At 41.6% G+C, this 13,079-nt stretch carries 10 protein-coding genes; 8 read left to right on the forward strand and 2 right to left on the reverse strand.

Features of this window, described 5'->3' with window-relative positions:
- Positions 1 to 7: 7 nt before the first annotated feature.
- The 4 genes from QR40_RS25320 to QR40_RS25335 all read left to right on the forward strand — a co-directional run bounded on the left by QR40_RS25320 (position 8) and on the right by QR40_RS25335 (position 4,849).
- Positions 8 to 2,686 (forward strand): family 78 glycoside hydrolase catalytic domain, encoded by a 2,679-nt coding sequence (locus QR40_RS25320; protein ID WP_044297366.1) that lies wholly within the window; start codon positions 8 to 10, stop codon positions 2,684 to 2,686.
- Between the two features lie 17 nt (positions 2,687 to 2,703).
- The gene (locus QR40_RS25325; RefSeq protein WP_052431054.1) at positions 2,704 to 3,660 is read left to right on the forward strand and encodes an alpha/beta hydrolase; all 957 of its coding nucleotides are present in this window, start codon (positions 2,704 to 2,706) and stop codon (positions 3,658 to 3,660) included.
- Positions 3,661 to 3,740: 80 nt separating this feature from the next.
- Positions 3,741 to 4,589: a hypothetical protein gene (locus QR40_RS25330; RefSeq protein ID WP_044297367.1), complete on the forward strand. Its 849-nt coding sequence runs from the start codon at positions 3,741 to 3,743 to the stop codon at positions 4,587 to 4,589.
- Positions 4,586 to 4,849 (forward strand): alpha/beta hydrolase family protein, encoded by a 264-nt coding sequence (locus tag QR40_RS25335; RefSeq protein WP_044297368.1) that lies wholly within the window; start codon positions 4,586 to 4,588, stop codon positions 4,847 to 4,849. Before QR40_RS25330 ends, QR40_RS25335 begins: the two co-directional genes overlap by 4 nt.
- A 12-nt stretch (positions 4,850 to 4,861) precedes the next feature.
- On the opposite strand, the gene QR40_RS25340 is transcribed toward QR40_RS25335, so the two are convergent.
- Positions 4,862 to 5,419 carry a TetR/AcrR family transcriptional regulator gene (locus QR40_RS25340; protein ID WP_044297369.1) on the reverse strand — a complete coding sequence of 186 codons (558 nt, stop codon included), beginning with the start codon at positions 5,417 to 5,419 and terminating at the stop codon, positions 4,862 to 4,864.
- A gap of 139 nt (positions 5,420 to 5,558) precedes the next feature.
- Between QR40_RS25340 and QR40_RS25345 the strand changes: the two genes are divergently transcribed.
- On the forward strand, positions 5,559 to 6,923 hold the full coding sequence (locus QR40_RS25345) for an MFS transporter (protein WP_052431055.1): 1,365 nt from the start codon (positions 5,559 to 5,561) through the stop codon (positions 6,921 to 6,923).
- A 60-nt stretch (positions 6,924 to 6,983) separates the two neighbouring features.
- Here QR40_RS25345 and QR40_RS25350 read toward each other — a convergent pair whose 3' ends face one another.
- Positions 6,984 to 7,955 (reverse strand): AraC family transcriptional regulator, encoded by a 972-nt coding sequence (locus tag QR40_RS25350; RefSeq protein WP_044297371.1) that lies wholly within the window; start codon positions 7,953 to 7,955, stop codon positions 6,984 to 6,986.
- Between the two features lie 286 nt (positions 7,956 to 8,241).
- Between QR40_RS25350 and QR40_RS25355 the strand changes: the two genes are divergently transcribed.
- The 3 genes from QR40_RS25355 (at position 8,242) to QR40_RS25365 (ending at position 13,051) form a co-directional block, all read left to right on the forward strand.
- Positions 8,242 to 10,701, forward strand: coding sequence for a glycoside hydrolase family 2 TIM barrel-domain containing protein (locus tag QR40_RS25355; protein WP_044297373.1), 2,460 nt, complete (start codon positions 8,242 to 8,244; stop codon positions 10,699 to 10,701).
- A 46-nt stretch (positions 10,702 to 10,747) separates the two neighbouring features.
- The gene (locus QR40_RS25360) at positions 10,748 to 12,139 is read left to right on the forward strand and encodes an MFS transporter (RefSeq protein ID WP_044297375.1); all 1,392 of its coding nucleotides are present in this window, start codon (positions 10,748 to 10,750) and stop codon (positions 12,137 to 12,139) included.
- A 345-nt stretch (positions 12,140 to 12,484) separates the two neighbouring features.
- Positions 12,485 to 13,051, forward strand: a complete 567-nt coding sequence (locus QR40_RS25365) for an RpiB/LacA/LacB family sugar-phosphate isomerase (RefSeq protein ID WP_044297376.1) — start codon at positions 12,485 to 12,487, stop codon at positions 13,049 to 13,051.
- The last annotated feature ends 28 nt before the right edge of the window (positions 13,052 to 13,079 follow it).

Raw genomic sequence — 13,079 nt, forward strand, 5'->3', positions numbered from 1 at the left:
GAATGCTATGCTGGAATTAAAAAATTTAAAATGTATGCATCTGATACGACCGATCGGGATCGATGAAAATCCATACTTCTCATGGGTCCTGGAAAGTGATGAAGAAAATGTGATGCAGATATCTTATCAGCTTTTGGTGACAGATGAAGAAGGAAATGTTGTTTGGGATAGTATGAGATGTGCTTCTGAACAATCATTATATGTAGAGTATGAAGGGGAAGCTTTAAAAAGTAAAACCAAATATAAATGGAAAGTTCATATCGAGGATAATCATGGTAACAGGGCCGAGGCATCATCTGAATTTGAAACTGCATTTGGGAAGCGGGAGACGTGGCAGGCAAGCTGGGTAAAAGCACCGTTTCAGAGCATGGAACGGCAGGCGCATCTGGGTGAACAGCCGCCGGCGGTACTTTTTCGGCAGTGCATCAGGCTGGCGCAGGAAGTGAAGAAAGCAAGGCTCTATGCGACCTGTCATGGTGTTTATCAGCTGACGGTAAATGGGAACCATCCTGATGACCGGGAGTTTGCCCCGGAGTGTACGGTGTATCGAGACTATTTATGTTACCAGACGTATGATATTACGGAGTTTTTAAACAACGGTGAAAATGTCATCGGTATGCATGTAGGAGATGGCTGGTATCATGGTTATATGACAAAAGCCAAGGACGACGATTATGATCCGGCATTTGCGGTCTTAACACAGTTGGAAGTTACTTATTTGGATGGCACTACGGAATGTTTTGGCTCAGATGAAACCGTGAAAGTATGCGAAAGCGCTGTTCGCTGTTCAGACTTGTTTGCAGGAGAACGCTATGATGCAAATTATATTCCAGCTGGCTGGGAAAATCCTGATTTTGATGACAGCAAGTGGTCTGATGTTATCATAGCAGACTTTGGCTATGCGAACTTGCGGGCACAATACGGACAGCCGGTTCGACCGATTAAAGTATTGCCGGTGAACAAAATCCTTATATCACCAAAAGGTGAGCGGATTGTTGATCTTGGTCAGGTGATTGCGGGGCGTGTTCGCATGTATATCGATGTCCCCAAAGGGACGCAGGTGACGATCATTCATACTGAAGGGCTGGACGCGGAAGGGAATTTCTTCGATAATAACCCGACGGCTGATCAGCGGATTGAGTATATCTCAGATGGTATAGCCAGAGTGTATGAACCACATTTTACATTTCAGGGCTTTCGTTATGTGATGATCGACGGTGTGGAAGAGTTAAAGGAGGAGAATCTGTCAGCGGTGGTATTAAGCTCAGAGAAAGAGGATGTTGGTACATTTTCTTGCTCAAATGAGGCGATTAATAGATTGTATAAAAATATCCGCTGGTCACAGCATGCAAATATGCTTTCTATACCGACAGATTGCCCGCAGCGTGAAAAAGCCGGGTGGACAGGAGATATTCAAGTATACGCAAAAACGGCATTATTAAATGAGGACATCACACCATTTTTAACCCGATGGCTTGAGAATCTTGCCTGTGAACAGAAAGAAAATGGCTCAGTACCATTTGTAGTACCGTTAGCAGGAGCGTATCTTGGTCAGTATGAGATGTATGAAGAGCAGTTTCATACACCGGGGGCTGTGGCACCGGCAGGCTGGGGGGATGCTGCTGTATTGATTCCATACTATATGTATCACCTGACCGGAAATACCCGCATCCTGAAGCAGCAATATGAATCGATGAAAAAATGGTGTGAGTTTATCTTAAAGACCGCCAGAGAAAACCGGCCGCAGGAAAGTACGCTTCCGGATGAAGTTGAACAATATTTATGGAATACGGGGCATCATTATGGAGAGCATTTGATCCCCAGTTATTCGAAGGATGGTTATGGTGATAGTACTTTTGAGGCTATTCGGATCTCAACAAAATATGTAGCACCGATTTATGGATACTATTCTGTTGCAAGTATGGCTGAAATGGCCGAAATTCTCAAAAGGAAAGACGATGCCACATATTACGCAGAGATGGCTGAACACATAAAAACAGCAATTCAAAAGGGGGTTATGGATCAGGAGGGAAATATGCCTGCCGATCTGATGGGGGCATATGCAATGCCGCTTTACTATGGCTTAGTGCCAGAGAAACTTAAGCAAAAATTTACCGAAAATTTAGTCCGAAAGATAGAAGAGAATAAAGGGTGCCTGGACGTGGGGTTTTTGGGAATACCAATTCTGCAGGATGCTTTATGCCAGATTGGGCGCCGGGACTTAGCGTATAATTTGTTATTTAATGAAAATGCGCCGTCATGGTTATATGAAGTGAAGCATGGTGCGACTACTATCTGGGAGAGTTGGTTTGCCCTGGCAGAAGATGGTGCTCCCTTTATATCAGAAATTTATGGTATGGTATTTTGTATGAGCTTAAATCATTATGCGTTTGGATGCGTGGATGACTGGATATTCCGTAATGTAAACGGAATCAATTACGAAGAACCCGGATTCAAAAAGATTTTGATTCAGCCGCGGTTAGATGAACGTTTAGAATGGGCGAAACGAACCTTTACATCCGGATATGGTGAGATAGTGTCAGCGTGGGAGAAGAAGGAGGGGACTTTTGAACTTTATGTCGAGATACCATGTAATACAACTGCGGTGATTGTCTTGCCGGATGGACAGCGGCATGAAAAAGGCAGTGGAAAATATCACTTTCAAATGGATATGAACAAAGCTTAAAATGGAGGAAGAATATAATGGTAACAATAACAAATACATTAAAGGAAATCAGTGAACAGGCAGAATTCAGTGATTATGGAAGGGTGATCGTGCCATCAGAGGGGCCGATGTCAGAATTGTCATTGGCGCAGTTTGCCGGGATTTCCTGCTGGAATGCGCAGAGCATGGCCGATGGATACAACCGATTACTGGAAATTGCCGAAAAAAAACGAAAAATCTATTATCCGTTGTGGGATGAAACAATGGCAAGTGAAGATGCGTCTTTAAAAGAGCGTTATCTGGTTCATTTTTCGGTGGATAAGAAAGCACCTGTCGTCATTGTATGTGCTGGAGGGGGCTATCTGGGCTGCGCCTCAATGATAGAGGCATATCCAACATGCGTGCATTTAAATCAACTGGGTTATCATGCGTTTGCTTTGAACTATCGCTGCGGTGAACATGCAAAAGCTCCAAATCCATTAGATGATATGGCCGATGCGATTTCCTTCCTTCGGGAAAATGCTGAAGCATTAGGAATAGATATGTCAAATTATGGAATTGCAGGATTCTCAGCCGGAGGGCATCTTGCGGCTTGTTTTGGAACGGAAGCAGTTGGATGGAAGCATTATGGTTTGCCATGCCCATCGGTGGTGTTTTTAGCATATCCGGTAGTGACAATGGGAGAAAATTCGCATGATTCATCAAGGGAAATGTTTCTGGGAAAAGTAAATGTTAATAATGAACAGATGATCTGCCGGTATTCCGCAGAGAAGCAAATAAGTTCGGCATATCCGCCGGTTTTTGTATGGCAGTGCGAAAGAGATAATGCGGTATCAATTGAAAATACACAGATGCTAGTGAAGGCATTGGCAGAAAAAAATGTTCCGCATATTTATGAAACATTTGATAGCGATGCACATGGTTGGGGAGCAGGTGATAATACTTTGGCAGAGGGATGGGTAAAACGAGCAGTAGCGTTTTGGCAAAAAAAATAAATATAGTGTAGTTGCCTTTTATTGAATCATAGGATAATATATTTTGAAAGATCATTTATTATCACTTGAGGAGAAGATATATGAAAAACACTGGGCCAGACCTCTTTTTGCTGGAAAGACTCTACCGAAACAGCAAACTTCCTGTATATATCTATGAAAAAGGCAAAGAAGGGATTTCCATTCCAGCAATAGATAAGGTAAATCGATTGTATCAAAATGACAAAATGCTTTTGGATGAGCTTATTTCCTGTGCGGATAAAAAAACATTACCATGTATTTATATGGAGGAAATCAAAATATTCCATGGTGTTTTTACTGATGGGGACGGCAGATATTATATTTGGGGACCTGCTGCGCTGGAAGAGCTGACAAAAGTACATCTGGCATCCTATAAGCATAGACATAATGTTGGTGATTCACACTTTCAGATTCAGAAAAGCACATATGAGATTCTATCGAATATTATGTCCATTGCTTATCTCTATCTTTGTCAGAAGCAGGTGCAGGAGGAAGATATTCTGATCGATTGGGGAGAAGAAGAGGAAAGGTATGAAGCAAATCCAGGAGAGATGGAACGGTATCAGTTGGATAAATCAGAAATAAACCGTATCCACAACAGCATTGAGTATGAGAACCGATATGTGGCAGCAGTAGAACAAGGGGATGTCACAGTAATGAAAAAGCTGATGCAGATAAACTCACTGGATGTTGAAGGAATCGGTGTAGTCGCAGAAAATGCGCTAAAGCAGATGGAATATCTCTGTGTATCCTCTGTAATGCTGGTTTCGAGAGCAGCCATTCGCGGCGGGCTGAATCCAGAATATGCTCATGATTTATCCGATGTATATCTGCAGAAACTTGAGAAATGTCACATGAGTCATCAAGAGAGATGTTTCTCGGCAAAGAGAACTTTGATAACAAGCAAATGATCCGGCAGTATTCGGCAGAACAACAGGTCACAGCAGCGTATCCGCCAACATTTATATGGCAATGTCAGAGGGATAATGCCGTACCAATCGAAAACACGCAGATGCTGGTAAAATCATTGGAGAAAAACCATATTCCTCATTTGTACAAAACCTTTGACAGTGATGCCCATGGATGGGGAGCCGGTAATGCTACCCCGGCCGCAGACTGGGTGAAGAGAGCTGTTTCATTCTGGCAGGGTTTTATGAATGAACTAGATTGATAAGTACACTCGCTAATGTGAGGCAGGTGGCCGTAGATTGGAGATGATCTCGGCCATCTGTTTTTCTGTTTCGGGGCATCCGTCTTCCAGCCATTGCCGGATGATAGCGAAAAAACCAGCTTTCATAAAATTGAAATAATACGAACCGGTTCGTTCATCGAGGTTGTAATAGACAAAGATATGGCGGACAAAGTTTTTATTCAGAGCAATGATACTGTTCGATAAAACCGGGTTATTCACATCAGTTAACGACAGTATATAAAATCTGCGGTAAGCTTTAAAGTGTTCTAATAAAATCACGACATAATCATATTCTGTTTTAGTGTCTGGAGAAGCGGCGAGAGCGTCATAACGATCCAGCAGGATATGGTTCAACTCATCCCCGATCTGTTCCACAACATCGTAGATATCCTTAAAATGAGCATAAAAAGTGGAACGGTTGATGTTAGTCTCAGAGCAGAGCGTCTGAATCGTAAGCTGACTGAAAGTATGTTCTTTTATAATTCTGTACACATAATCTTTTATTTTCTTATGTGTCTTCTGATAACCGAGATTCTTTTCTTGATTCATGTTATTTCTCCTCGAAATCTTTTTTGTCTGCACTAAAAATCCAACATATGCCGGACTTTGTTCGTTGAAGTTCTATAGTTACTCCTATTATAATTAATTTATAAAAAAGATACAAGTGTCGGATTAATGGAGGAAAATTATGTTAACAGCACCGATTTTTAACAGCCGTATCAGAGCTGCGGATGTAACGGGAAAAGAAAAGGCATTAGGGTACTTTTTAGGACCCATCAGTGTGTCGGTTATGGCAAGCATTTTATCAAATTATTTGAACGTTTATTATACGGATGTAATTGATATTGCCGATATTGGCGGGGGCATGTTTTTAAGTTTATTTCCGTTTGTCTGTAAATTTATCGATGCCATCACTTTTGTCCTAATGGGCCGGATCGTAGACCGGACGATTTCTCCACAGGGGAAAGCAAGGCCATGGATTTTATTTTCGACACCGATCCTGCTGATCAGCATGGTATTGTTGTTTGCAGTTCCGAGGGGGAATAATTTACTGTGCGGAGCAATGATATTTATCAGCTATAACCTCTTCTACTCGGTCGGATATACAGCCTATAGCACGAGTCATACGCTGCTTGTGCCACTGTCAACAACTAAGGAAGAACAGCGCAGCAGTCTGTCGCTGATTAGCAATACATTGAATATGGTGTCCGGATTTTTCATCGCAATCCTGTTTCCGTGCATTCTTGTTCCATTTATGGGAGTGGACAGACGGCTCTGGATTCTTGTGATATCTATTATTGCAGTGATCTGTTGTCCGCTGTTATTGTTTGAATATTATTATACCGTAGAGAGGGTGACAATTGCAGAAAGAAAGCTGCCGGTTACAAGGGAGCATGTATCGCTGGTTACTCAACTCCGGTGCTGCCTGAAAAGCAGGTCGTGGATTGTATTTATGATTTATATGATTATATTGCAACTGTTCAATGCGTTGTCATCGACCAGTATATTCTATTATTGCAACTGGGTGCTGGGAGACTATAATGACGGAATAACCCAGGCTTTGTATTTCGGAATTGGTAATGCACCGATGGGGCTGGGAGCTTTTCTTTGTAAGCCGCTCTGTAAAAGATTTGGACGTAAAAAAGCAATGATGTATGGGTATCTGCTGGCTGTGTTGGGAAGTGGTATCTGCTGTTTCGCTCCATATTCATTACCTGTCGTATTGACCGGTCAGGCAGTCAAGGCTTTCGGGCTGATTCCTTCCTGCTTTATGTCATCAACACTATTGGCCGATGCACTGGATGATGTTGAAATGTGTGCCGGCAAACGCTGTGATGGATTCAGTTCATCCGTTTATAATATTATAACGACTTTTGCAGGTGGAATTGCCATTGGAATATTCAATTTCAGCCTGATAAGGATGGGGTATACTGCACCAATGGCGGGAACTTCTTTACCAGTACAGAATGGAGCAATCCGTGGTTTCTTTATCTTTTCCGCATTGGGCGGGCCAGGCATCTGTTATCTGGTGCTTGCGTTGCTATTACGTTAACAAATAAGCAATCAAAAAGAACCAAAAGCCAGCTGCCTCTGACAAAAGCCAAAGCTGCATTTATAAAGGAGTAATTAATGAGCTCTGTTTTTTTTGGAAACTTAATCGGTATTCGGAAGGTGTCATATGATATTCTGCCTGGAATTGTGCATAGAAATCATTTCGGTTGGAAATGCCGATATCGGCAAGAATATCAATAACGCTTTCATTGCTTATCAGTAAAATATCTGCCACTTGATGCAGTAGATATTTTCGAGAGTATTGCTTGATTGAGATACCATAATATTTTTTGAAAACCCGGTTCATATAATCAGGAGAATAGTTTAGCTCTTTGTTTAATTCTATCCGAGAAATCTTTCCGTTATATTTCTCAATCAGATACTGAATTTTAATACAGAGTGCTTCTTCAGCGGTTCCCTGGACGGTAAATGTGGTGCGGTCATATAATCTGGTATCATCTAAAGTAGAAAACAGTCGGGCAATCAGACCATGCAGTATCATACTGCTGCCTGCTTCCAGCAGAAGACTCTCCGTAGTCATAGCATTTAAAATCGCCATAACTTTGTCTGGAAATGTCCCTCTTTTTACAGATAGAAATTCTATATATTCTTTGACGTGAAAGCGGTTATTATGATTTTGCTCAATCAAAAAGTAAACAGAGTTGCTATTACATCGTGCTAATCCAATCGGGGCGATTCGTATATCAGAGTTAATGATTTTGGCTACCAGTTCATCGGAGACAGCCAGAAAAAGTACTTCAAAGTCTCTGGAAAAAACTTCTGAGTGACAGATATTTGTATTCATGACCACACAGTCGCCTGCTAAATAGACGGTACTTCTGTTTTCGAATAAGTGCTCTACCTCTCCCGATAAAACAAACAATATCTCATAAAAACTATGCCTGTGCAATGGTCTTTTTTCCACTTCGGCCAAATTATCGAAACAAATTTCTTCTTTTCGATATTGTCCCATAACCTGTTCAGTATATGTCAATGTATTGGTGGCAACCGAAAACCTTTCATGGATAAACATAAATGATTCCTGCATTTCAAAATACTCAGAGAGTGAACTACCGGGATTATGAATGACAGCTGAAGAATTTCGGGAGGACATCGATTCAAAAAGTTCCGCAAGCGCTTTATTTGATTTTGTTAAAAGAATAGTCTGATTTTGATACAAAAATCCACGCACCTTTCTGTTCTTGTTATTGTTATAAATGCCTGAAAACAATATATTAGATATAAGATATATATTAATTATAATGCATGGAATTGTTGTTTGCAATCTGGTTTTATGATAACGGAAAGGAGCAGAAGATATGATTAGACAGTCTTTTAACGAAGGATGGACGGTAGAGACAGCACAGCTGATGGAAATGACACCTGCATCTGACAAGAAAGAGGTAACATTGCCGCATGATAAAACGATTGAGCTTAGGAGGCGTGCGTGCCCAGAAGATGTTTCTGCTGATGTGAAGAAACAAGAAGCTCTATCTGGTGGTTGGCCGACAGGAACATATAAGTATCGAAAAGAGTTTGAGGTCCCATTGGAATGGATGGATAAATGGATTTATTTTGAGTTTGAGGGTGCATATCGTGATGCACATGTTCTGGTAGATGATGATTTTGTACTTCATCATAGTAATGGATATACGCCTTTTGTAGTAGAGGCTAAGCCATTTCTTCGTTTTGGAAAAACGAACAATATTTCAGTCATTCTAAAAAATGGAGCGGATTCCAGATGGTATGCAGGTGCCGGAATTTATCGCCCGGTACATATCCTGGTAGGTGAACTCATGCATATATCACCTGAGGGGGTCCGTCTTCATACGCTCAGTACAGATCAAAACAGTGCTGTCGTCGAAGCTGTTTTTAAGGTGAGGAATAAGAGTTATTTACGCAAAACATTAACTGTGGTCACTACGTTATATGATTCCAGAGGAAATGAAGCTGCAGTGAATAAGATGCCGGTTACAGTTTTTCCGGGCGAGGAAGAGCAGTTCGTTCAGAAGTTTCTGGTAGTCAATCCTCAGTTGTGGGATGCGGACCATCCAGTGCGCTATCAGTCAGTCACAATATTAAGTGATGGCGATAACGAAGTTGATCGCTGTGAGGAGTGGTTTGGCATTCGTACTATGCAGTTAGATGCTAAGAAAGGGCTTCGGATAAACGGAAATAATGTTCTGCTCAGGGGCGGCTGTATCCATGCAGATCATGGACCGCTTGGGATGGCGACATTTTATGTCTCGGAAGAAAGAAGAATTAAAAAACTGAAAGAAGCTGGTTTCAATGCAATTCGGATGGCTCACCATCCGGTCAGTCGGGCGTTGATGGAGGCTTGTGACCGGCTGGGAATGTATATTATGGATGAATTGACAGATATGTGGGGGCGGGGAAAAACGCCTGATGATTATGCTAATAGTTTTCAGTCCAGTTGGGAAACGGATGTTATGGCCATGGTTCATGATGCTTACAATCATCCTTCGGTTATCATGTATTCCATAGGAAATGAAATTGCGGATATCGATTATGGTTTTGGCGGACGTATGGGAAGAAAAATAGCTGGTCTCATAAAAGAACTGGATCCATATCGCTACACGACTAATAGTATCAATGGTCTGGTTGGTCTTGCAGCTATGAGTGATGAAATTTCACCGGAACAGGATATGATGCAAAAGCAACCGGCAGACGGAGACGGGCAGGGAAGTGATATCAATAATGCAATGACGGATTTAGTTCAGATGATGGAAACGATTATGCAGATGCCGGTTGTCGGAGACTCAACGGAAGAGAGTTATGCGGCAGTAGATATCGCAGGATATAACTATATGGAAGGCAGATATGATTTGGATGGTCAGCTTTATCCTAATCGGGTTATTGTGGGCAGTGAAACTTATCCACCTAAGATTGATTATAACTGGACTAAAGTAAAGAATTTTCCGTATTTGATTGGTGATTTTACCTGGGCTGCGTGGGATTATCTGGGAGAGGCCGGAATTGCCCACATCACTTATGGCGGACAGTCGGTATATAAGAATTATCCATATCGTGCCGCCAGCACCGGTGATTTGGACATTATCGGGACAAGAAATCCGGTTAGTTACTACCGGGAGATCGCTTTCGGGGTCAAAAGAGGACCATTTATCGCGGTGCAAAAGCCACAGTATTTTGGCGAGGTTCCTAATAAAACACCATGGTGCTGGAGTGATTCAAGAGCATGTTGGACATGGCCGGGTTATGAAGAAAAAAATGTTGTTGTGGAAGTATATGCAGATGCAGCAAAAGTGGTTCTGACTTGTAATGGCAAAGAAATCGGGCAGGGCATTTGTCAGGAAGAACAGAGGTATAAAATGGAGGTTCTGACTTCATATGAACCAGGTGAATTGATGGCGGTTGCTTATGACGAAACAGGTACTGAAATCGGCAGATATTCCCTTTATACGGCAAATGGTATGATGCAGCTTAATATTCAGCCGGAGGTTATGGAAGTTAATACTGGATATGCGAACCTGGTTTATTTCAACATTACGAGAACTGACAGAAATGGAAATTATGCCGATAGTGAAGTAAGGATTCAGGCAGAAGTAGAAGGTCCTGGTCAGCTCATCGGACTATCTAGCGGTGCTCCATTTACAAAGGACGAGTTTTTTGATTCCGAATGTGATACATGGAACAGCACGCTTTTGGCGATTGTACGACCAACTGGTGAAGGGCTGATTCGTTTGCGATTATCTTGTGAAGATGGAACTTATTACAGTGATATGGTAAAGGTTAATTAAGCGAACATGGACCGGAACAATACAGTAACGGCTGAAAGGAGAAAAAATGGAAAAAGTGAACAATATGAAATGGTGGCAGAAGTTAAGCTATGGATTGGGCGATTTTGGAGGTAATATTACTTATTCGTTGGTAACTTCTTTTGTACTAATTTATTGTACCAACGTATTGGGGTTGTCTGCCGGAGTTATTGGTACTATTATTCTAATTTCTAAAATGCTGGACGGTTTATCGGATCTGATTATGGGAATGATTATCGACCGCACCAGGAGTAAGATGGGTAAGGCACGTTTCTGGGTAATTGTCAGTGCGCTGCCGGTGGCAATTGCTACCTTTGCCCTATTTAATATTCCATCTTCTTTTAGTGAAAGTACAAAGTATATATGGTTTTTTATTTTTTATGTATTATTAAGTGCAGTGTTCTATACCATGAGCAATATTGCGTATGCTTCAATGATTGCACTAATCACAAAGGATCCCCAGGAGCAGGTCAGTCTATACTCTTTTCGAATGATTTTTGCGATGGTCGGTGTACTGGTCTTTAGTTTTGCAACCAATGCCGGAGTGGAAGCCTTTGGCGGTGGACAGAGTGGCTGGTTTGCAATGTCTTTAATCTTCAGTGTTATTGGTTTTATTACACTGTTGCTGCCGGCAGTCAATAAGGAACTTCCACAGGCGGCATTTATGGATAACAGAAAGGGAGAGGATTCAAAATTAAGTTACAGGGTTGGTTTTGGAGAGTCGGTGAAACTCCTGTTGACGCATAAGTATTTTATAATCATCTTTCTGATTTATGTATTCAATTATATGATTAGTGGGTTGAGCAGTGGCGGTGCAGTTTATTTTGCCGCCTATATTTTGGAGAATCCTAATATGATGGGGTTTTTATCTATGACAATGACGGTTCCGATTATTATTTTTCTGCCATTTGTCTCAAAATTGGTGGCAAAAATGAGCAGTATGCAGCAGTCGCTGATCATTGGCGGTTTTATTTCTATTGCAGGAAGTGTGGTGATACTGATTGGTGGTTGGATGGGGGTTACAGTTCTGATGATCGGTCTCATCGTACGGACAATTGGTACGTTACCCGGATCTGCAACATTTGGGCCGTTAACGGCAGCAGCGGATGAGAATCTGTATTTATGCTCCGGGCGCAGAGTTACTGGTATGTTCTTCTCCTGTACATCCGTTGGTATCAAGATCGGTTCCGGGCTTGGAAGCGCGCTATATGGGATTTTTCTGGACATGGGGGGGTTTGATGGTATGGCGGTAACGCAGACATCAGGTGCGTTAACTACCATTCGTATGATGTATATCCTGCCGCCGCTCATTGGTTCGGTTATTAATCTGATTTTATACTGTGTTCTGGATGTTGAAAAAGCCAATAAAAAATTGTCCCAGATGAAAGAGGTAGTCAATGCAGATATAGAAACTGAATAAAGTTTTACAAATATATTGCCAAAGGTGGACTTCTGAAAATATAAATTTATCAGATTCATTTAGTGATAGGGCAGATTAAATGAAGAGGAGATGTTTCTGACATCACTAATATGCTACAGATGGTCGTAGATTGAAGATGATATCGGCCATCTGTTTTTCTGTTCTGAGGTATCCGTCTTCCAAAGCAAACGTAAAGTGTGGGAAGAGTATGAAAAAGCATTTTTATGATACACAGGTGAGAAAAAAGTAACATAAGTGATAGAGATAAAACAAACAATCAATATACTGGAAACTAGAAATATAAGATATAAGCTGATGCAGCAGAAAGGAAAGTGAGGCAGTGATATGAAAATGGTTAAAGATAAAGAGATCCTGGTTGGTGCTGACTTTGCGGGATTTCCGCTAAAGGAGGAGATAGTCGCACATTTAAAGACAAAAGGGTGGAAGGTCACTGATATTGGTGTAAAAAGTGCAGATGAAGAAGAGCCGGAAATGTTTCATCGGATAGGTTTAAAGGTGGGGGCGAAAATTGCTGAGAAAGAATATGAACGGGCATTATTATTCTGTGGAACCGGAATGGGGATCCATATTGCAGCCAGTAAGTGTCCGGGAGTGTTTTCAGGAGTTGTGGAAAGTGTGCCGGCAGCATTGCGGGCAATTACAGGAAATGGTGTAAATGTGCTGGCAATGGGAGCCTTTTACGTAGCGCCGCAGATGGGAAAAGACATTGTTGATGCCTATTTATCTAATGATTTGGGATCGGGTTACGAGTGGTGGCCAAACTTTTATGAGTTTCACAAACTGGCTTGCGATGAGCTGAACGAATTTGATTATCAGGAGTTTAAGAAAAATAAGTTTGAGGTAAAGCGACTCGGAGATTACCCGCTTGAGCTAATAACAAAGCCGGAATAATTACTGCGCTTTACAATTAATAAATATA

Source organism: Robinsoniella peoriensis (assembly GCF_000797495.1).
In the GTDB taxonomy this organism is placed as follows: Bacteria; Bacillota; Clostridia; order Lachnospirales; family Lachnospiraceae; genus Robinsoniella; species Robinsoniella peoriensis.

What these genes read in the sequence shown, in the direction of transcription:
- QR40_RS25320 (WP_044297366.1), top strand. Translation starts at nt 8, where the DNA reads ATGCTGGAATTAAAAAATTTAAAATGTATGCATCTGATACGACCGATC.
- QR40_RS25325 (WP_052431054.1), top strand. Translation starts at nt 2,704, where the DNA reads ATGGTAACAATAACAAATACATTAAAGGAAATCAGTGAACAGGCAGAA.
- QR40_RS25330 (WP_044297367.1), top strand. Translation starts at nt 3,741, where the DNA reads ATGAAAAACACTGGGCCAGACCTCTTTTTGCTGGAAAGACTCTACCGA.
- QR40_RS25335 (WP_044297368.1), top strand. Translation starts at nt 4,586, where the DNA reads ATGATCCGGCAGTATTCGGCAGAACAACAGGTCACAGCAGCGTATCCG.
- QR40_RS25340 (WP_044297369.1), bottom strand. Translation starts at nt 5,419, where the DNA reads ATGAATCAAGAAAAGAATCTCGGTTATCAGAAGACACATAAGAAAATA.
- QR40_RS25345 (WP_052431055.1), top strand. Translation starts at nt 5,559, where the DNA reads ATGTTAACAGCACCGATTTTTAACAGCCGTATCAGAGCTGCGGATGTA.
- QR40_RS25350 (WP_044297371.1), bottom strand. Translation starts at nt 7,955, where the DNA reads ATGTTTATCCATGAAAGGTTTTCGGTTGCCACCAATACATTGACATAT.
- QR40_RS25355 (WP_044297373.1), top strand. Translation starts at nt 8,242, where the DNA reads ATGATTAGACAGTCTTTTAACGAAGGATGGACGGTAGAGACAGCACAG.
- QR40_RS25360 (WP_044297375.1), top strand. Translation starts at nt 10,748, where the DNA reads ATGGAAAAAGTGAACAATATGAAATGGTGGCAGAAGTTAAGCTATGGA.
- QR40_RS25365 (WP_044297376.1), top strand. Translation starts at nt 12,485, where the DNA reads ATGAAAATGGTTAAAGATAAAGAGATCCTGGTTGGTGCTGACTTTGCG.